The sequence below is a fragment of the Bradyrhizobium sp. genome, from assembly GCF_035701725.1.
Lineage (GTDB): Bacteria > Pseudomonadota > Alphaproteobacteria > Rhizobiales > Xanthobacteraceae > Bradyrhizobium.
This window is the reverse complement of record NZ_DASSRP010000317.1, coordinates 1-19,945: the sequence shown is the minus strand read 5'-3', so window position 1 is coordinate 19,945 and position 19,945 is coordinate 1. Positions and strand designations below refer to the sequence as shown.

Sequence of the window (19,945 nt, the reverse complement as noted above, 5' to 3'; positions counted from 1 at the left end):
TGGTTATTGCTTGAGGCGGATTATAGCGGCGGAACAGCCGCCCGCCAGCTTCCACTGATCGCCTCGCTTCTTGAAGTTCGTGGCGTGCGGATTACTGCCGGGCCGGTCTGGGGTCAATCGGCGTGGCATCGCGCAGGCCCAGAATGTCCTCCAGCACCTTGGCGCCGGCGAGCAGCGACGGTTCGCCGCGTGGCGGGGCTACCACTTGCATGCCGACCGGAAGCCCCGAGGCGGTAAACCCGCAAGGCAACGACATGGCCGGACAGCAGGTGAGCGTGATCGCGTAGACGATGCCGAGCCATACGACATAGTTGTCGAACTTCCTGCCGGCGCATTCGGCGACGTAGCGGTTTTCGATCGGGAACGGGGCAACGATCGTCGCCGGCGTCAGAAGCAGGTCATAGCTGTTGAAGAATTCGAGCATGCGTGCGGCCATCGCAACCCGTTGTCCTTCGGCGCGTTCAAGCTGCTCGACGGAAAGCTTCAGACCTTCTTCGATGTTCCATATCACTTCCGGTTTGAGATAATCGCGCTTGTTCCGCAGCAGCGCGGCTTTGGAGATCGCAAAATCGAAGGCGCGCAGCACGTGAAAGCATTCATGGGCTTCGCGCAGATCGGGATGAGCTTCCTCGACAACGACGCCCGCCTCGGCGAAGCGCAAGGCCGCTTTGCGCGTGATCGCTGCGACCTCGGGATCGACCGGCGTGATGCCAAGATCGGGCGAGTAGGCGACGCGCTTCGGCTTGTTGCCGGACCGGGCGGCCGACAGGAATGACGTCGGCAGGCGGGGCAGGGACAAGGGATCGGCGGGGTGCTCGCCGCTCATCGCGTCCAACAACAGCGCGATGTCCTCGACATTGCGCGCCATCGGGCCGTGGACCGTCAGGTTGCGGTCGATCTTGAAGGCCGGACTATGCGGCACGCGGCCGATGCTCGGGCGCAGGCCGACCACGCCGCAGAAACTCGCGGGATTGCGCAGCGAGCCGCCCATATCCGTGCCGTGCGCAAGCCACGCCATGCCGGTCGCGAGCGCCACCGCGGAGCCGCCGGAAGAGCCGGAAGCGGAGCGCGACGTGTTCCACGGGTTGCGCGTCGCGCCAAATACTTCGTTGAAGGTGTGTGCGCCGGCGCCGAATTCCGGGGTGTTGGACTTGGCGTAGACGACGGCGCCATTGGTTTCGAGCAGCTCGACGACGATGTCGGACTGCCTGGCGACGGTATCCTTGAAGATCGGCGACCCCTGCGTGGTCTTCACGCCCGCGACGTTGGTGAGGTCCTTGATCGGGACCGGAAGTCCGGCGAGCAAGCCTCGCTCCCCGGCCGGTCTCTGCATCAGCACCTTGGCGCTGGCGCGCGCCCGGTCGAAACACAGGATCGGCAATGCGTTGGTTTTGGGATCGACCTCGGCGATGCGGTTCTCGAGTGCATCGAGCAGGTCCAATGGCGTGACCTCGCCGGATCGGAGTTGGTCGACGAGTGCGCATGCCGTTGACCGTATGAGCGCTTGATCCGATGGCATCGGGCTTTCCCTTGAGTGGCCGATTTTTGATAGACGATTGTCTAACCCCGTAAAACGCCCTACGACAAGGACCGAAAGTAGGCAGATGGGCGGAGACAGCAGCATGACCACGCCGTTTGAGGAGCTTGACTGGCGCAGCCTCAGTCAGGAGGCGCTCGACAGCGGTCTGAACAACTCGGCGGCGGTTGCCGGCAGCGGCGAGATGGTGGACGGGTGGGGAAAGCTTTCGGCGGAAATGCGCGCCAGGCACGGCGCCCACCTCAATCTCGCCTACGGCCCCCGTGCGCGCAACCGCATCGACTTCCTTAAGGCGGCTCCGAACGCGCCGACGCTGCTGTTCATCCATGGCGGTTATTGGCAGATGCGCGCCAAAGAATTCTTCACGATGTTCGCGGCAGGCCCGATGGCGCATGGCATCAATGTTGCGCTGATCGGCTATACGCTCGCGCCCGAAGTTACGCTCGAGCAGATCGTCGCGGAAATTCACGCCGGGATCGACCATCTCGCCGGCCGATTGGCGGAGCTGGGCGCCGACGCCAGCCGCCTGGTGGCCTCCGGTTGGTCCGCCGGCGGTCACTTGACGTCGATGGCGATGCAAAACAAGCACATCAAAGGCGGGGTGGCGATCAGCGGCATCTACGATCTCGAGCCGATCCGGCACTCTTATCTCAACGTCAAACTCGGCCTCGACGAGGCGATGTCCAGGCGTAATTCGCCGATGCTGCTGACCCACGGGGCCAAGCCGATGGCGCTGACCGTAGGCGGTGCGGAGCTGCCGCTGCTGCGCCAGCAGACCGCCGATTTTGCCGCTTATCGCGCCTATCACGCGCTGCCGGTGATCTATGAAGAGATCCCCGGCGCCAATCATTTCACCATCATGGATCAAATGGCATCGCCCGCGGGACGGATCACGACGATGATCCGCGAGATCATCGAGCGGGTGTAGTTGCGTTTCCCGGATGCTGTGCAGCGCGGAGGGATGCGCTGCTGATCCGGGATCGTGGTGGGTTGTCGGTGGGTCCCGGCTCTGCGGAGCAGCATATGAACGCTGCATCGCGTCCGGGACAAGAAGGCTAGCCCCAGCCGGCTGCGATGCCGCCGTCGACGGTATAAATCACGCCTGACGTGTAGGCTGAACGGTCGGAGGCTAGGAACGCCATCAGGTCCCCGATTTCGCGCGGATGCGCGGGGCGGCCGAGCGGTAAGCCTTTCTGAAATTCCTTGTAGCGATTTTCGTCGCCGAGCTGGTTCTTGGCGCGGGTCTTCAAGAGCGTGACGTGGCGGTCGGTGCCGACCGGGCCCGGATTGATGCCGACCACGCGGATGTTGTCGGCCAGGCTCTTGCTGCCGAGCGCGCGGGTGAACGACATGATCGCGGCGTTGCCAGTCGAGCCGCAGATATAGTTCGCATCGAACTTCTCGCCGGCGACGCCGATATCGTTGACGATGACGCCGCCGCCACGCGCTTTCATCTGCGCGTAGATCGCGCGCGTGATGTTGATATAGCCGAACACCTTCAGTTCCCAGGCATGACGCCAGGTGGCCTCGTCGATCCTGTCGATCGAGCCGCCGGGAATGTCGCCGGCATTGTTGACGAGGATGTCGATGTCGGCGGCCTCTTTCACCAGCCGTGTGATGTCTTCGGGCTTGCGCAGGTCCGTGACGATCGTCGCGGCATCGATCTGGTGCGCCGAGCGCAGGCGTTCAGCGACCGCCTTGAGCTGTTCGGCGTTGCGCGCAGCCAGAAGCAGGTTCGCACCTTCTTCGGCAAAGCTTTCGGCGGCGGCCGCGCCAATGCCCTTGGAAGCGCCGGTGATGAGGACGCGTTTGCCGCGCAGATGAAGATCCATGGGATTGCTCGCTAAATGGGTGGCGGGAAGGAAATGAGGGACATTTTCACTTAGGCCGCCCCTCCGGCGGCGGTCAATCTTGCACTGCACCGTTGCGCGCAAACCCTGTTTGGTCCATTGCAGGGGCCATCGCAAAGCCGGCCGATCGACAGGCCGGCGAACCCAGGGATTCTTTCGATGAGCAGCGGAAAAAAGCAATACCGGATCGCAGTCATTCCCGGCGACGGGATCGGCAAGGAGGTTATGCCGGAGGGGCTGCGCGTCATCGAGGCCGCGGCGAAGAAGCATGGCGTCGCCGTGCACTTCGATCATTTCGATTTCGCGTCCTATGACTACTACGAAAAGCACGGCCAGATGATGCCGGATGACTGGAAGGACAAGATCGGCAGGCATGATGCGATCTACTTCGGCGCGGTCGGCTGGCCGGCGAAAATTCCCGATCACGTTTCCTTGTGGGGTTCGCTGATCAAATTCCGGCGAGAGTTCGATCAATATGCCAACCTGCGCCCGGTACGATTGATGCCGGGCGTGCCGTCGCCGCTGGCCGGCCGCAAGCCCGGCGACATCGATTTCTGGGTGGTGCGCGAAAACACTGAAGGCGAGTATTCATCCGTCGGCGGGAGGATGTTCCCTGACACCGACCGCGAATTCGTCACCCAGCAGACGGTGATGACGCGCACCGGCGTCGACCGCATCCTGAAATTCGCCTTCGAACTCGCCGCCTCCCGGCCAAAGAAGCACCTGACCTCGGCAACGAAGTCCAACGGCATTTCGATCACCATGCCGTACTGGGACGAGCGTGTGGAAGCGATGGCCAAGAACTATCCGAAAGTGAAGTGGGACAAGTTCCACATCGACATCCTGACGGCGAATTTCGTGCTGCATCCGGACTGGTTCGACGTCGTGGTCGGCTCGAACCTGTTCGGCGATATTCTTTCCGACCTCGGCCCGGCCTGCACCGGTACCATCGGCATTGCCCCATCGGGCAACATCAATCCCGAAGGTGACTATCCCTCCGTGTTCGAGCCGGTGCACGGCTCGGCGCCTGACATCGCCGGGCAGGGCATTGCCAACCCGATCGGCATGATCTGGTCGGGCGCGATGATGCTGGAACATCTCGGCGAGAAGGACGCGGCAGCCGCCATCGTCAGCGCGATCGAGCGTACGCTCGGCGAGCGCACGCTGCGCACCCGCGACCTCGGTGGCAATGCCGACACCACCGCTTGCGGCAAAGCGGTTGCGGAGATGGTGGAGTAGATTCGTACCGGAGTTCATCGTGACAACCGCAGAGATGACAATGGCAGGAGAGTTGCCTGCAGGAATCCGATAGAACGAAGCGTTCAACTGTATCCTGCGTGCAACAGCTACCGCCAATCTGCGGTGGCTAGCGCGCGAGTTTGATCCAGCGCAAATTCTTGCGACCCAACCTTCCTTCATGTCCCGTTGGCTGCGCGAATCCTTCCCGCCGCCGATACATTGGGACGTTTCAAGATGACTGGAATTAAGACGAAGGTCGGATCGCTGGCCTTGGCCATCGGCCTTTTTGGTTTCGCAGGTGTGGGCTCGGCGGCCGATCTACCGGCGGCGCCTTATTACAAGGCTCCGCCGCCTGTGGCCGATGAATGGAATCCCTGGATGATCCGTCTGCGTGCGCTTGGCGTCATCCCCAACGACTCCGGGTCGGTGGATCAGGTGCCGGGATCAGGCGTCAAGGTCACCAACAACCTGACGCCCGAGCTTGATATCTCGTATTTCTTTACCAGGAATATTGCGGCCGAGTTGATCCTCGGCGTCACCCGTCACGACATCACCGGCACCGGCGTGGCGGCGACAAACGGTCTTCCTGTTGGCAGCTCCTGGCTGCTGCCCCCGACCCTGACGCTGCAATATCATTTTACTGATTTGGGCGCCTTCAAGCCTTATATCGGCGCCGGTGTGAACTACACGGTGTTCTTCGATCAGTCAGCCGGCAATGCCGCAAACGCTGCTGGCACGGTCGTAACGTCCAGTCATCTGCACAACGCATTTGCGCCTGTCGTGCAGGTCGGCTTCGACGTCATGATCAACAAGCACGTCGGATGGAACGTCGATCTCAAGAAGCTTTGGCTTGAACCAAACTGGAATGGCACGCTCAACGGCGCTGTTCCGGTGACCGGCAAAGTCAATCTCGATCCGTGGCTTGTGGGCACGGGTCTGACCTACAAGTTCTGAGACAATAGCAGGTGGTTACCGAGCGGGGCAGGTCACGATCTGCTCCGCCTGTTTTTGCGACGGAGCGACCGGTTCGTTTGATCCGGTCAGTTCGATTTCGCGATCCTTCGGCAATGTTCCCACGCAGCCTGGATCAGGTTCTCGCTCGCTTCCGGTGTGCGGAACGCGGCATGCGCCGACAGCGTGACGTTTGGGATTTTGGTCAGCGGATGGCCTGATGGCAGCGGCTCGGTGTTGAATACGTCGAGCCCGGCGTGGCGGATATGGCCTGACTTCAAAGCCTCGATCATCGCCGCTTCGTCGACCACGGCGCCACGCGCGGTATTGATCAGGATCACCCCCGGCTTCATCGCGTTGATGCGTTCGCGGGAGAGGAAGCCGCGCGTCTCGTCGTTGAGCAGAAGGTGGAGCGACACGATGTCGCTCTGTCCCAGCAGCGTCTCGACGGAAGCGAACTCCACGCCGGAAAATTGTTTTGGCGAGCGGTTCCAGGCGATCACCTTGATGCCGCTGCCCAGCGCGATGCGGGCCACCTCGGCCGCGATGCCGCCAAAGCCGATCAGGCCAAGCGTCTTGCCGGTCAATTGCATGCCGTCTTCGCCCAGCCAGTTTCCGGCCCGGATCGCACGATCCATCGTCGCAATACCGCGCGCCGCCGCCCACATCAGCGCGATCGCGCATTCGGCGACCGCCGTATCGCCGTAGCCCTTGATCAGGTGAACGGTAATGCCGAGCTGGCCAAGTTCATCCGGGTTCATGTAGCTGCGCGCGCCGGTCCCCAGGAACACCACGTGCTTGAGGCCGTTGCAGCGCTTGGCAACGTCCGTCGGCAATTCGGTGTGGTCGATGACGACGACTTCGGCGCCGTCGACCAGCGCCGGCATGTCAGCGGATTTGATGTCGGGGTCACGGTTGACGCGCACGGCGGGATCGCCGGGTTCGTTCAGCCGCTCGAAAATATCGGCAAGCGAATCGTCAGCATCGACAAAAACGCCGCGCACGAAACTCTCCTTCGTCCTTAAGACAGGCTCACGACGCGACGCCGGCGAGCGCCAGCACGGTATGCATCAGGACATTGGCGCCCGCCGCACAATCGACTTGCGTCGCGTCTTCCAATTCGTTGTGGCTGATACCGTCCTTGCAGGGCACGAACACCATCGCGGCCGGAATCTTCGTATTGAGATTGCAGGCATCGTGTCCGGCGCCGGACGTGATGCGGCGATGTGAGAAGCCGAGTTTCTTGGCCGCGCTCTCCACCGCATCGACAAGCTTCGGGTCGAAATGGGTCGGCGGCTTGCGCCAGATCAGATCGACCGTAACCTCGACCTTGCGCCGCGCTGCAATCTCCTTGATGGCGGCGCGCAGGTCTGCATCCAGCGCGTCCATGATTTTGGCATCGGCGCTGCGGCAGTCCATCGTGAAGGCGATTTCGCCGGGAATGACGTTGCGCGAGGGATTCGCGATGACCGCCTCGCCGATGGTGCCGACAGCATTCGGTCCGTGCTTCTTGGCGATCGCCTCCATTGCGAGCACGATCTCCGACAAGGTTGCAAGCGCATCGCGGCGAAGCTGCATCGGCGTCGAACCTGCATGGCTTTCAAAGCCCACAATCTTGCCGTCGTACCACAGCACGCCTTGGCCGGAATCGACGACGCCGATGGTCTTGCCTTCGGCTTCGAGAATTGGCCCTTGCTCGATGTGCAGCTCGACGAAGCCTGAGAATTTCTGGAAGCCGACCGGCTTATCGCCGCGGTAGCCAATGCTGTCCAGCGCCTCGCCGACGGTCACGCCTTCGGCATCCTTGCGCGAGAGGATATCATCGGTGGTGAAATCGCCGACATAGGCCGCAGACGCCATCATCGCCGGCGCAAAGCGCGAGCCTTCCTCATTGGTCCAGTTGGCAATGCAGATCGGAATTTCGGTCTCAATGCCGGCGTCATTGAGCGTACGTACCACTTCGAGCGCGGCGAGCGTGCCGAGCACGCCGTCGTATTTGCCGCCGGTCGGCTGGGTGTCGAGATGCGAGCCGAGCCCGATCGGCGCCTTCGACATGTCGCGGCCCTTGCGCAGGCCGAACATCGAGCCCAGCGCGTCGACATGTACTTCGAGGCCGGCGGCCTCGCATGCCTTGCGAAACCAGTCGCGCACCTGCTTGTCTTCGGGACCCAGCGTCAGCCGCCGCACGCCGCCTTTCGGGGTGGCGCCGAATTTGGCGGTCTCGTGAATCGTGCCCCAGAGGCGGGCGGAGTCGATTTGCAGGTTAGATGCGGTGGGCATGAGATTTTCCGGTGATAGGGACGGGCCCTGATTCAATGACGCGCCCTTCGCGGCGCGTCAATGATCGAACCGTCCGTTGCAGCGCTGCTCTGCGCGATCCTGGCAGCGAGGTCGGCGACGCGTTCGACCGCGAGCGTGTCCGGCGATTCCAGCCAACTCGCCCAAAACGTCAAAGGCGGGATCTTAAGGTCGGTTGAAAGCAGCCGAAGCCTTCCGTCCGCCAGTTCGTTTTCCACGATGGAGGTCGGAATGACAGCAATACCGAGGCCTTCGAGCGCCATATGGATCACGGTCGCGAGCGAGGCGCTGGCGTGCAGGCGGATCGGCGGCAGGTCAGGCCGGTTGAACAGCGAGCGCACGGTCTCATAAGGCTGTGTCTTGCGCGGAAAGGTGATGATCGGAAATTTCGCGAGGTCTTTCGCCTTCAGCGGGCCGGCGGGCAGACCGAGCGACGGGCTTGCCAGGAACCCGATCGGGTAGTCGCATAACACGCGGTTGCGCACGCCGGAGGTCGCGATTGGCCCGAGCGACAGAGCGAGCTCGATTTCCTGTCCCATCAGGCGGGCGTTCAGGTTTGGTGTGATGTCGACCTCGATCTCAAGCGACAGGTTGGGGTAGTCGGTGTTGACGCTCTTGACCAGCCGCGACAGCCAGGTGTGCACGATGGTTTCGGCGACGCCGAGCCGCAGCACGCCGCGCATCGCCGAACGATCGCCGACTTCTGACATCATCTCGGCCCGCAGACCGATCAGCTTCTCGGCATAATGCATCAATTGCCGGCCGCTCGCGGTCGGCGACACCACGCGATGATCGCGGTTCAACAGCTTGACGCCGAGTTCGCGTTCGAGCTGGGCAATCCGCTGCGAGATCGCGGGCTGCGTGGTGTTAAGGCGCTGGCCGGCACCGCGGAAACTGCCGAGCGTCACCACCCAAAGGAATGTCTCGATAGACTTGAAGTCCACCATGTTGCCGGTCCTGCTCTGATAAGCATGGCTTATCCAAACTGATTAGAAAGTAAGATTAGACTTTATAGTACGTGTGAGTTTCACTGATGTCGAGATCATGGGCAGGAAGACATCATGACCATTTCTGCGGCAGTGCAGCCGTTTCGTGAGGACGGAGATTTACTTCCAAGCCGGGAGGCCCGACTTGCCTACCGTTCGGGAAAGACGGGATCCACTGCCGGCGTCGCCAAGGGCTTTGTTCAGGGCAATCTTGCGATCCTGCCGGAAAAATTCGCGGCATCGTTTCATCGTTTCTGCCAGCTCAATCCCAAGCCGTGCCCGATCATCGGCATGTCCGATGTCGGCGATCCCCGCATTCCTTCGCTCGGACTCGACCTCGACATTCGCACCGACGTGCCACGCTATCGCGTCTGGCGCGACGGCGAGGTGATCGACGAGCCGACCGATGTCAAGGCGCACTGGCGTGACGATCTCGTCGCCTTCGTGCTCGGCTGTTCGTTCTCGTTTGAAGAAGCGTTGCTGGCTGAAGGCCTGCCGATCCGCCATATCGAGCGCGACGTCCGCGTGCCGATGTACAGGACCAATGTCGCCTGCCAATCGGCCGGGCCGTTCGCCGGCCCGATGGTGGTGTCGATGCGTCCGTTCAAACCGGCGCAAGCGATCCGCGCGGTGCAGATCACCACGCGCTTTCCCTCGGTGCATGGGGCGCCGGTTCACTTGGGCCATCCGCATCTGATCGGCATCACGGACATCACCAGGCCCGATTACGGCGATCCGGTTCCGGTCGAAGCGGACGAGATCCCGGTGTTCTGGGCGTGCGGCGTCACACCGCAGGCCGTGATCGCTGCGGCCAAGGTGCCATTTGCTATCACCCATGCACCGGGCTTGATGCTGGTAACCGACTTGCAGAACAGGGACCTTGCCGTGCTTTAACCGGAAGCAACGCTTGCCGTTCTTTGAGGCTTTACGCATGCTCTCAATCGTTTCATAGCCGCGATACAAAAGGATTCTTCGATGACGATCTCCCGCCGAAACGTGTTGCTCGGGGCCACCGCGAGCGCTGCTCTGCTGCCGATGGCCTCGCGTGCCCAAACCTCCGAAGTTGTCATCGGTGTGATCTATCCGTTGTCGGGCGCGAGCGCCCAGATCGGCGTCGACGCGCAGAAGGCGTTCGAGACCGCGGCCGAGATCATCAACAAGAAATTCGATTTCGATCTGCCGCTGGCGCGCGGCGAGGGGCTGCCGGGTCTCGGCGGCGCCAAGGTCCGCCTCGTTTTCGCCGACCACCAGGCCGATCCGCAGAAGGGCCGCGCCGAAGCCGAGCGCCTGATCACGCAGGAGAAGGTCTGCGCGGTCGTCGGTACCTATCAGAGTGCGGTTGCGGTCACCGTCAGCCAGATTTGCGAACGCTACCAGATCCCGTTCATGTCGGCGGACAACTCCTCGCCGAGCCTGCATCGCCGCGGCCTGAAATTCTATTTCCGCGCCTCGCCGCATGACGAAATGTATTCCAAGGCGATGTTCGACTTCTTCGACGTCATGAAGAAGAAGGGCACCAAGATCGAAACCCTGTCACTGTTCCATGAAGACACGATCTTCGGCACCGATTCCGCCAATGCGCAGACCAAGCTCGCCGCCGAGCGCGGCTACAAGATCGTCGCCGACGTCAAGTATCGCGCCAATTCGCCCTCGCTCTCTGCCGAAGTGCAGCAGCTCAAGGCCGCCAACGCCGACGTGCTGATGCCTTCGAGCTACACCACCGATGGCATCCTGCTGGTCAAGACCATGGGCGAACTCGGCTACAAGCCGCCGGCGATCGTGGCGCAGGATGCCGGCTTCTCGGAAAAGGCGCTTTATGACGCGGTCGGCGACAAGCTGGAAGGCGTGATCTCGCGCGGCACCTTCTCGCTCGACCTGGCGCAGAAGCGGCCGATGGTCGGCAAGATCAACGACATGTTCAAGGAAAAGTCCGGCAAGGACCTCAACGATTACTCCTCGCGGCAGTTCATGGCGCTGATCCTGATGGCGGACGCCATCAATCGCGCCAAATCGACCGAAGGCGAGAAGATCCGCGACGCCCTCGCCGCAACGGACGTTCCCGGCGACCAGACCATCATGCCCTGGAAGCGGGTCAAATACGACGAGACCGGCCAGAACAACGATGCCGATCCGGTCCTGCTGCAATATGTCGGCGGCAAGTTTGTCACCATCTTCCCGGCGCAGGCGGCGGTTGCCGACGCCTCCTGGCCAATGAAGTAGATTTCGCTATGCGGGGGCAGGGGGCGTGACCGCCGAAACCATCATTCAAAGCCTGGCCAGCGGCCTCTTGATGGGACTGCTCTACGGCCTGATCGCCGCGGGGCTGGCGCTGATCTTCGGCCTGATGGACGTCGTGAATTTCGCGCACGGCGAATTCCTGATGATCGCGATGTACGCGACGTTCTTCCTGTTCGCGTTCTTCGCGATCGACCCGCTACTGTCGGCGCCGCTGGTCGCCGCGGCGCTGTTCGTGTTCGGCGCTGTGGTTTATCTTTTTATCGTGCGGTTTGCGATGCGCGCCAAAGCCAATGCCGGCATGGTGCAGATCTTTTCGACGTTCGGCCTTGCGATCGTGATGCGCGGGCTTGCGCAGTATTTCTTCACGCCGGATTATCGCAGCATCACGCATTCCTGGCTCGGCGGCAAAACCATTTCGCTCGGTGGCATCTTCCTGCCGGTGCCGCAGCTATGCGGTGCGTTCGTGGCGATCGCTGCGTTCGTCGCGCTCTATTTCTTCATCAACCGCACCGACTTCGGCCGGGCGCTTGAGGCGACGCGTGAGGACGCCGGCGCAGTCGCCCTGGTTGGCATCGACAAGAACCGCGTGTTTGCGCTCGGCTGGGGCCTGGGCGCAGCGCTCGTTGGCCTCGCCGGCGCGATCATGGCGATCTTCTTCTACATTTATCCCGATGTCGGCGCGTCCTTTGCGCTGATCGCCTACGTCACGGTGGCGCTTGGCGGCTTCGGCAGCGTGTTCGGTGCCTTCGCCGGCGGACTGATCGTCGGCCTTGTCGAGGCGTCCACGGCGCTGATCCTGCCGCCGTCGCTGAAATCGATCGGCATCTACGCGGTCTATCTGCTCGTGGTCTTCATCCGGCCGCGCGGCCTGTTCGGGTCAATGTGATGGATACGACTTTCGCCCAGCGCCGCCGCCGCGATCTCGTCATCGCCGCCGTCTTTACGGCGATCTCGGCTGCCGTCCCGTTGTTCGTGAAGGACGTCTACGTCCAGAACATCATGGTGCTGACCCTGATGTATGCGGCGCTGTCGCAGAGCTGGAACATTCTCTCCGGCTATTGCGGACAGATTTCGCTCGGGCATGCGCTCTATTTCGGGCTCGGCGCCTATACGACGGCGTTGCTCTTCACCAAGTTCGGCGTGCTGCCCTGGTTTGGCATGATCGGCGGTGGCTTGATCTCGGCGGCCATCGCGATGGCGCTCGGCTATCCCTGTTTCCGTCTGCGCGGGCATTATTTCGTCATCGCGACCATCGTGATTGCCGAGACCGCGCTTCTCTTGTTCCAGAACTGGGATTGGGCAGGGGCTGCGCTCGGTATCGATATTCCCGTGCGCGGCGATAGCTGGCTGAAATTCCAGTTTACCCGCAGCAAGCTGCCTTACTTCTATTTTGCTCTGGCGCTTGCCTGCATCGCCTGGCTCGTCACCTGGTGGCTGGAAGATTCCAAATGGGGCTATTGGTGGCGCGCGGTGAAGGATAATCCGGATGCCGCCGAAAGCCTCGGCGTCGTCGTCTTCAATTCCAAGATGGGCGCGGCCGCGGTCTCGGCCTTCCTGACGGCGATCGGCGGCAGCTTCTACGCGCAGTTCGTCTCCTATATCGATCCCGAAAGCGTCATGGGCTTTCAGTTCTCGCTGCTGATGGCGCTGCCGGCGGTGCTGGGAGGCATCGGCACATTGTGGGGACCGGTGCTCGGCGCCGTCATCCTCATTCCGCTCACGGAACTGACCCGTTCGTTCATCGGCGGCTCCGGCCGCGGCGTCGACCTGATCGTCTACGGCGGGCTGATTGTCCTGATCTCGCTGGCGCGGCCGCAAGGATTGGTCGGACTGTTTTCGCTCCGGCGCAAGGAAGTCGCCCGATGACCGCGCTGTTGGAAACCAAAGGCATCTGGCAGCGCTTTGGCGGCCTGGTCGCCAACAGCGATGTCTCGATCTCGATCGGGCGCGGCGAAATCGTCGGCCTGATCGGTCCGAACGGCGCCGGCAAGTCGACGCTGTTCAATCTGATCGCGGGCGTCTACACGCCGACGCAAGGCTCGATCATCTTCGATGGCGAGGATGTCACGCGGCTATCGGCGGCGGAACGCTGCGAACGCGGCATCGGGCGCACCTTCCAGGTCGTCAAGAGCTTCGAGACCATGACCGTGGTCGACAACGTCATCGTCGGCGCGCTGATCCGCACCACCGTGATGCGTGAGGCGCGCCGCAAGGCCCACGAGGTGCTGGAGTTCTGCGGGCTGGCGGCGCGGGCCAACACGCTCGCCAGCCAGCTCATTCCATCGGAGAAGCGTCGCCTCGAGGTGGCGCGTGCGCTTGCCACCGAGCCGAAACTGCTGCTGCTCGATGAAGTGCTCACCGGGCTGACGCCGATCGAGGCGCAGACCGGCGTCGAACTGGTTCGCAAGGTGCGCACCACGGGCGTCACCGTGCTGATGGTCGAGCACGTCATGGAGATTGTGATGCCGCTGGTCGATCGCGCCATCGTGCTCGATCTCGGGAAAGTCCTGGTCGAGGGCAAGCCGGCCGACGTCGTTCGCGATCCGAAAGTGATCACGGCCTATCTTGGGGATCGTCATGCTGTCGGTGCGTGAAGTCACCACCGCCTATCAGGGGCTGGTTGCGATCTCGCAGGTCTCGATCGAGGTTGAGAAGGGCGAGGTCGTCGCCGTCGCCGGCGCCAATGGTGCCGGCAAGTCGACGCTGTTGAAGACCATTGCCGGCGCCGAGCGGCCGCGTTCCGGCAGCGTCACCTTCGATGGCGACCGCATCGACGGCATGGCGCAGCACCTGATCACGGCGCGCGGCATCGCTTACGTGCCGGAGAACCGCCGCCTGTTTCCGCGGCTGTCGGTGCGCGACAACTTGCGGCTCGGCAGCTATCTCTACCGTGGCAAGGCGGACCGCGAAGGCCCGCTTGATCTCGTCTTCAAGCTGTTCCCGCGATTGTCCGAACGGCTCGAGCAGCGCGCCGAGACGCTTTCCGGCGGCGAGCAGCAAATGCTCGCGATCGGCCGCGCGCTGATGACACGTCCGCGGCTTCTGATGCTGGACGAGCCCTCGCAAGGCATCATGCCGAAGCTGGTCGATGAGATCCTCCAGGCCGTCAAGCGCATCCGCGATACCGGCGTGACGGTTCTGATCGTCGAGCAGCGCATCGCCGAATGTCTGGAAATCGCCGATCGCGCCTACATTCTGCAAACCGGCCGGCTGCAGATGCAGGGCACGGCGTCCGAAATCATGAGCAATCCTGACGTGCGCAAGGCGTATCTGGGATTGTAATCCCGTGTCCCGGACGCGCCGCGGCATGAAACGACGCGGCGCAGAGCCAGGACCCTCGTTTTGGTATTGGCCCCGGATCAGCGGCGCATCACGCCGCAATCGCAACGTGCTGCGCAGCCTCCGGGGCACGAGATCAATGCTGGTGATCGTCTGGTAACGTCACGCCGAACACCCTGGTCAAATCTGCGACCTGCGCCGGCGTGAGGTAGCGCGGGTTCAAGCCGCGCAACAGCAGATAGAGCTTGGCCGTCTCTTCCAGCTCTTCGACGGCGAACACGGCCGCTTCCAGCGTGTCGCCCGAAACCACCGGACCGTGATTGGCGAGCAATACGGACGAGTATTTCCCCGCGAGCCCCTTGATGGCGTCGGCCACAGCCGGATCGCCGGGCCGGTAATAGGGCACGAGCGCAGTCGCGCCGCATTTCATCATGTAGTACGCTGTCATCGGCGGCAGCGCCGCGCGCGGATCGATTTCCGGCAGCATCGAAAGCGCGACCGAATGGGTCGAGTGCAGGTGCACGACGGCGCGCGCCGCGCTGCGGGTCTGGTACAGCGCGCTGTGCAGCGGCACTTCCTTAGTCGGGGCATCGCCTGAGAGGAGCTTGCCGGCCGTATCCAGCCGTGACAGCCGCGTCGGGTCGAGGAAGCCGAGCGAAGCGTTGGTCGGCGTCACCAGCCAGCCGCCATCGTCGAGTTTGACGGAAATGTTGCCCGAGGAGCCCGGCGTCAGGCCGCGCTCGAACAGGGAACGCCCTAGGCGGCAGATTTCCTCGCGGATTTTTGTTTCGCTCATGGTGGCGCTTCCTTTTCCAACCTTCTCTCATGCTTTGGCAGAGCGGCCAAGCCGTGATAGGCAGGGGTCAAATCCGTAGAATGTAAGGGAAACGCCGCATGTCTTCTTCCGCCAAACCGCGCGTCGCCGTGATCGGGCTCGGCTCGATGGGGTACGGCATGGCCTCGGCGCTCAAACGCGCCGGATTCGAGGTCACCGGATGCGATGTCGCCGCGGACGCAGTCAAGCAGTTCGTCGCCGAGGGCGGGAAGGGCGCTAGCAGCCCGGCCGAAGCGGCTGACGCGGCCGATATCGTCGTCAGTGTCGTCGTCAATGCCGCCCAGACCGAAGCCATCCTGTTCGGCAAGGACGGCGTTGCGGAGACGCTGGCCAATGGTGCGGTGTTTGTTTCCTCCGCGACCATGGACCCGGAAATCGCGCGGCGGCTTGCCAAGCAGCTGGAAGCAACCGGGCGGCACTATCTCGACGCGCCGATTTCCGGCGGTGCGCAGCGGGCGGCGCAGGGTGAGTTGACCATCCTGGCCTCTGGCAGCGCGGCTGCCTTTGCCAAAGCGCGGCCGGCGCTCGATGCGATGGCGGCCAAGCTTTATGAGCTCGGCGATGCCGCGGGCCAGGGCGCGGCCTTCAAGATGATCAACCAGCTGCTTGCCGGCGTTCATATCGCGGCGGCTTCCGAGGCCATCGCCTTTGCCGCCAAGCAAGGCCTCGACATCCGCAAGGTCTATGAGGTCATTACGGCTTCCGCCGGCAATTCCTGGATGTTCGAAAACCGCATGCCGCATGTGCTCGATGGCGACTATACGCCGCGCAGTGCGGTCGAGATCTTCGTCAAGGACCTCGGCATCATCCAGGATATGGCCCGATCGGCCAAATTCCCGGTTCCGGTCTCGGCCGCCGCGCTGCAAATGTTTCTGATGACCGCGGCGTCAGGCATGGGTCGCGATGACGATGCCTCGGTGGCGCGGATGTATGCCCGCGTCACCGGCACGCATCTTCCCGGCGAGCCCAAGTAGCATCGAGCAGCAACCCCATCGAGAAGAGGACGACCGATGCCCCGTTTTGCCGCCAACCTCACGCTCATGTTCAACGAGGTGCCATTCCTCGATCGTTTCGAGGCGGCGGCGAAAGCCGGCTTCACGGCGGTCGAGTTCCTGTTTCCCTACGCCTATCCGGTCGAGGAGATCGGCAAGCGCCTGCACGGCAACGGCCTGACCCAGGCGCTGTTCAACCTGCCGCCCGGCAATTGGGATGCGGGCGAGAAAGGCTTTGCCGCCTTGCCGGAGCGCTTCGACGATCTGAAACAGAGTCTCGTCACCGCGCTGCCTTACGCCCAGGCGACCGGCGTCAAGCGGTTGCATCTGATGGCGGGGCTGGCCGATCGAGGCGACCGGCGCGCCGTCGAGGCGTTTTACAAGTCGGTGGCCTATGCGGCGGAATTCTTCGCGTCCCACGGTATCGATGTCGTGCTCGAGCCGCTCAATATGCGTAACACGCCGAACTATTTCCTCAACGACTTCGGCTTTGCCCACGAGTTGATTCAGGAATTGAAAATTCCGAACCTGAAATTGCAATTCGATATCTACCACTGCCAGATCCTGCACGGCGACGTCACCATGCGGCTGCGCGAGATGATGCCGACGATCGGGCATATCCAGATTGCGAGCATTCCCTCGCGCCACGAGCCTGATGACGAGGAGCTCAACTATCCCTTCCTGTTCGCCGAGCTGGACCGGCTCGGTTACAGCGGCTTCGTCGGCTGCGAATATAATCCGCGCGGCAAGACCACGGATGGTTTGGCGTGGTTCAAGCCATATGTGGGGAAGACGTCGTGAAACTCGCGCTGGGCTGTATCGCCGACGACTATACCGGTGCATCCGATCTCGCCAATACGCTGACGCGCGCGGGCCTGCGCACGGTACAGACGATCGGCGTTCCCTCCGACAAGCTCGAATTGCCCGAAGTCGATGCGGTGGTGGTGTCGCTGAAGAGCCGTTCGATCGAGGCAGGCCTTGCCGTGACGCGTTCCTCCGCCGCCGACAAATGGCTGCGCAGCCGCGGTGCGGAGCACGTGCTGTTCAAGATTTGCTCGACCTTCGATTCCACCGATGCCGGCAATATCGGTCCGGTGATGGATGCGCTGCGCGCCGATTCCGGCGACAAGATCGTTCTGGTCACGCCGGCTTTTCCCGAGACCAAGCGCACCGTCTACCAGGGTAATCTGTTCGTCGGCTCCGTGCCGCTGAACGAGAGCCCGTTGAAGGACCATCCGCTCAACCCGATGCACGATTCAAATTTGGTGCGGGTGCTGGCGCGTCAGAGCAAGACCAAGATCGGGCTCGTCGATCTCACAACCGTCGTTCGCGGGCCGGAAGCGGTGCGCGCACATCTGGCGGATCTTGCTGCCAAGGGGTTTGGCGCGGCTATCATCGATGCCGTGTTCGACCTCGACCTGGAGACGATCGGAACTGTGGCGCTCGACCATCGCCTGTCGGTCGGCGCGTCGGGCATTGGATTGGGGCTGGCGCGCGCGCTGGTGGCTGCGGGCAGGGGCGAAAGCGACGCCGGCAAGCTCGCGGAGGCCCCGGTCGGCGGGCCGGCCGCGTGTCTTGCGGGCAGTTGCTCCCAGGCGACGCTGCAGCAGATTGCGAGCGCCGAAGAGACGATGGCCGTGCTTCATCTCGATCCGGACCGGATTATCACGGGGCAGGACGAGGTCGCCCGCGCGCTCGCCTGGGCCGTGCAGCGACTGGCCGAGGGACCGGTCCTGATAGCTTCCAGCTCGACGCCGGAAGAGGTCGCAGCCCTGCAATCCCGTCATGGGCGTGATGCAGCCGGGCATGCCATCGAGCAAGCGATGGCTGATCTCGCCGAAGGTCTGGTGCGATGCGGCGTGCGGCGGCTGGTGGTGGCCGGTGGTGAAACTTCAGGCGCCGTCGTCGATCGCTTAGGCATCCCGGGTTTCCTTGTCGGCCCGGAAATCGCGGCAGGAGTTCCGGTATTGCGTGCCGTCGGTGCCAAGGAAGGCGCGATGATTCTTGCCCTGAAATCAGGCAATTTCGGCGGTCCACGATTCTTTAACGACGCCCTTGAGCTGATGCATTAACCCGGAACGGGCACAGTCTCACGTCGGGCCGCTTGGCGACGACAATAAGTTCGCGTGGAATTGAAGGGATTTGACGGTTCCGTTGTTAGCTATTTGGCGGCGTTTCAGGTAAATGCCGCACTGCATCATTATCGTCCGATAAGTTAGATCCGGGAATGGCTGTTCCATGACTGAGCTGGTCCGTATCGCCCTGAACCGGCCATACACGTTCGTCGTGCTGGCGCTGCTGCTCCTGATTATCGGGCCGCTGTCGGCGCTGCGGACGCCGGTCGATATCTTTCCGGATATCCGGATTCCGGTCATCGGCGTCATCTGGCAGTACACCGGTTTGCCGCCGGATCAGATGTCCGGCCGCATCATCACCCAATACCAGCGGATCCTGACGACCACCGTCAACGATATCGAGCACATTACGGCGAACTCGTATAACGGCATCGGCATCGTCAAGATTTTCTTCCAGCCGAACGCCGACATCCGCACCGCCAATGCGCAGGTGACCTCGGTCTCGCAGACCATCCTTAAGCAGATGCCGCCCGGCGCGACGCCGCCGTTGATCATCAATTACAGCGCCTCGACGGTTCCGATCATCCAGCTCGCGCTATCGGGCGAGGGCCTCACAGAACAAATTCTCGGCGACATCGCCATCAACCAGTTGCGCACGCCGCTGGTCACCGTGCCGGGCGCCGCAATCCCGTATCCGTACGGGGGCAAGCAGCGCCAGATCCAGATCGACGTCGATCCGCAGAAGCTGCAGTCGCTCGGACTGTCCGGCCAGGACGTCGCCACGGCGCTTGCCGCGCAGAACCTGATTCAGCCGGCCGGCACCTCGAAGATCGGCAGTTTCGAATACGTCATCCAGGTCAACAACTCGCCGCTGAAGGCCGGCGAACTGGGCGACCTGCCGATCAAGGTCGTCAACGGCGCCACCGTCTATATCCGCGACGTCGCCACCGTGCGTGACGGCAATCCGCCGCAAACCAATGTCGTGCACGTCAACGGCAACCGCTCCGTGCTGATGATGGTGCTGAAGAACGGCTACACCTCGACGCTCGACATCATCGCCGGCATCAAGGCCAAAGCTGCTTCCTACAAGGATTCACTTCCTGATGCCCTGAAGATCGGATTCGTCGGCGACCAGGGTGTTTTCGTTGCGGCGTCGATCGAAGGCGTGGTGCGCGAAGGCGTCATCGCCGCGGTGCTGACCAGCGTCATGATCCTGCTGTTTCTGGGAAGCTGGCGCTCGACTCATCATTGCGACCTCGATCCCGCTCGCGGTGTTCGGCTCGATCATCATGCTGGCGGCGATCGGCGAAACCCTCAACATCATGACGCTGGGCGGCCTGGCGCTGGCGGTCGGTATCCTGGTCGACGAAGCCACGGTGACGATCGAGAACATCAACTGGCATCTGGAGCAGGGCAAGGAAGTGCGGCCTGCGATTCTGGACGGCGCGCAGCAGATCGTGGTGCCGGCGTTCGTGTCGTTGCTCTGCATCTGCATCGTTTTCATTCCGATGTTCTTCCTGCAGGGCATCCCGCGCTTCCTGTTCGTCCCGATGGCCGAAGCGGTGATATTCGCGATGATCTGGTCGTTCATCCTGTCGCGCACGCTGGTGCCGACCATGGCGATGTATCTCCTGAAGCCGCATCAGCACGAGCACGGCGCGGCGT

General features: G+C 62.6%; 18 protein-coding genes and 1 pseudogene. 13 read left to right on the top strand and 6 right to left on the bottom strand.

Going from position 1 to position 19,945, the window contains the following annotated elements; translation table 11 throughout:
- Positions 1-91: 91 nt before the first annotated feature.
- Positions 92-1,519 (bottom strand): amidase, encoded by a 1,428-nt coding sequence (locus VFL62_RS18935; protein WP_325173912.1) that lies wholly within the window; start codon positions 1,517-1,519, stop codon positions 92-94.
- A gap of 103 nt (positions 1,520-1,622) precedes the next feature.
- Between VFL62_RS18935 and VFL62_RS18930 the strand changes: the two genes are divergently transcribed.
- A complete protein-coding gene (locus tag VFL62_RS18930) occupies positions 1,623-2,465 on the top strand; it encodes an alpha/beta hydrolase (RefSeq protein WP_325173911.1) in 843 nt (280 codons plus the stop codon).
- A gap of 127 nt (positions 2,466-2,592) precedes the next feature.
- On the opposite strand, the gene VFL62_RS18925 is transcribed toward VFL62_RS18930, so the two are convergent.
- Positions 2,593-3,369, bottom strand: coding sequence for an SDR family oxidoreductase (locus VFL62_RS18925; protein WP_325173910.1), 777 nt, complete (start codon positions 3,367-3,369; stop codon positions 2,593-2,595).
- 177 nt (positions 3,370-3,546) lie between these two features.
- On the opposite strand from VFL62_RS18925, the gene VFL62_RS18920 reads away from it, so the two are divergent.
- Positions 3,547-4,626, top strand: a complete 1,080-nt coding sequence (locus VFL62_RS18920) for a tartrate dehydrogenase (RefSeq protein WP_325173909.1) — start codon at positions 3,547-3,549, stop codon at positions 4,624-4,626.
- Positions 4,627-4,860: 234 nt separating this feature from the next.
- The gene (locus tag VFL62_RS18915) at positions 4,861-5,580 is read left to right on the top strand and encodes an OmpW family protein (protein ID WP_325173908.1); all 720 of its coding nucleotides are present in this window, start codon (positions 4,861-4,863) and stop codon (positions 5,578-5,580) included.
- An 86-nt stretch (positions 5,581-5,666) separates the two neighbouring features.
- Here VFL62_RS18915 and VFL62_RS18910 read toward each other — a convergent pair whose 3' ends face one another.
- From VFL62_RS18910 to VFL62_RS18900, 3 genes are read right to left on the bottom strand one after another with little or no spacing between them, the layout of a single operon-like run.
- Positions 5,667-6,581 (bottom strand): NAD(P)-dependent oxidoreductase, encoded by a 915-nt coding sequence (locus VFL62_RS18910; protein WP_325173907.1) that lies wholly within the window; start codon positions 6,579-6,581, stop codon positions 5,667-5,669.
- 28 nt (positions 6,582-6,609) lie between these two features.
- Complete coding sequence (locus VFL62_RS18905; protein ID WP_325173906.1) at positions 6,610-7,857, bottom strand: Zn-dependent hydrolase; 1,248 nt, start codon at positions 7,855-7,857, stop codon at positions 6,610-6,612.
- A gap of 32 nt (positions 7,858-7,889) precedes the next feature.
- Entirely contained in the window at positions 7,890-8,822 is a 933-nt protein-coding gene (locus VFL62_RS18900) for a LysR family transcriptional regulator (RefSeq protein ID WP_325173905.1), read from the bottom strand.
- A 114-nt stretch (positions 8,823-8,936) separates the two neighbouring features.
- Here VFL62_RS18900 and VFL62_RS18895 point away from each other — a divergent pair, with 114 nt between their 5' ends.
- From VFL62_RS18895 to VFL62_RS18870, 6 genes are all read left to right on the top strand, one after another.
- Positions 8,937-9,755, top strand: coding sequence for a putative hydro-lyase (locus tag VFL62_RS18895; RefSeq protein ID WP_325173904.1), 819 nt, complete (start codon positions 8,937-8,939; stop codon positions 9,753-9,755).
- A gap of 81 nt (positions 9,756-9,836) precedes the next feature.
- Positions 9,837-11,081, top strand: coding sequence for an ABC transporter substrate-binding protein (locus tag VFL62_RS18890; RefSeq protein WP_325173903.1), 1,245 nt, complete (start codon positions 9,837-9,839; stop codon positions 11,079-11,081).
- Between the two features lie 25 nt (positions 11,082-11,106).
- The gene (locus VFL62_RS18885) at positions 11,107-11,985 is read left to right on the top strand and encodes a branched-chain amino acid ABC transporter permease (RefSeq protein ID WP_325173902.1); all 879 of its coding nucleotides are present in this window, start codon (positions 11,107-11,109) and stop codon (positions 11,983-11,985) included.
- Positions 11,985-12,965 carry a branched-chain amino acid ABC transporter permease gene (locus tag VFL62_RS18880; protein ID WP_325173901.1) on the top strand — a complete coding sequence of 327 codons (981 nt, stop codon included), beginning with the start codon at positions 11,985-11,987 and terminating at the stop codon, positions 12,963-12,965. The genes VFL62_RS18885 and VFL62_RS18880 overlap by 1 nt, the downstream gene beginning before the upstream one ends.
- Positions 12,962-13,693, top strand: a complete 732-nt coding sequence (locus tag VFL62_RS18875; protein ID WP_325173900.1) for an ABC transporter ATP-binding protein — start codon at positions 12,962-12,964, stop codon at positions 13,691-13,693. The genes VFL62_RS18880 and VFL62_RS18875 overlap by 4 nt, the downstream gene beginning before the upstream one ends.
- Entirely contained in the window at positions 13,677-14,381 is a 705-nt protein-coding gene (locus VFL62_RS18870; protein ID WP_325173899.1) for an ABC transporter ATP-binding protein, read from the top strand. The genes VFL62_RS18875 and VFL62_RS18870 overlap by 17 nt, the downstream gene beginning before the upstream one ends.
- A gap of 133 nt (positions 14,382-14,514) precedes the next feature.
- Here the strand turns inward: VFL62_RS18870 and VFL62_RS18865 are convergent, their stop codons facing one another.
- Positions 14,515-15,174: an aldolase gene (locus VFL62_RS18865; RefSeq protein WP_325173898.1), complete on the bottom strand. Its 660-nt coding sequence runs from the start codon at positions 15,172-15,174 to the stop codon at positions 14,515-14,517.
- Between the two features lie 98 nt (positions 15,175-15,272).
- Here VFL62_RS18865 and ltnD point away from each other — a divergent pair, with 98 nt between their 5' ends.
- The 4 genes and pseudogenes from ltnD to VFL62_RS18845 form a co-directional block, all read left to right on the top strand.
- Positions 15,273-16,187, top strand: a complete 915-nt coding sequence (gene ltnD, locus VFL62_RS18860) for an L-threonate dehydrogenase (protein ID WP_325173897.1) — start codon at positions 15,273-15,275, stop codon at positions 16,185-16,187.
- Positions 16,188-16,223: 36 nt separating this feature from the next.
- Entirely contained in the window at positions 16,224-17,006 is a 783-nt protein-coding gene (gene otnI / locus VFL62_RS18855) for a 2-oxo-tetronate isomerase (protein ID WP_325173896.1), read from the top strand.
- Positions 17,003-18,277 (top strand): 3-oxo-tetronate kinase, encoded by a 1,275-nt coding sequence (gene otnK, locus VFL62_RS18850; protein ID WP_325173895.1) that lies wholly within the window; start codon positions 17,003-17,005, stop codon positions 18,275-18,277. Before otnI ends, otnK begins: the two co-directional genes overlap by 4 nt.
- A gap of 166 nt (positions 18,278-18,443) precedes the next feature.
- A pseudogene (locus VFL62_RS18845) lies at positions 18,444-19,945 on the top strand (efflux RND transporter permease subunit); the annotation flags it as partial.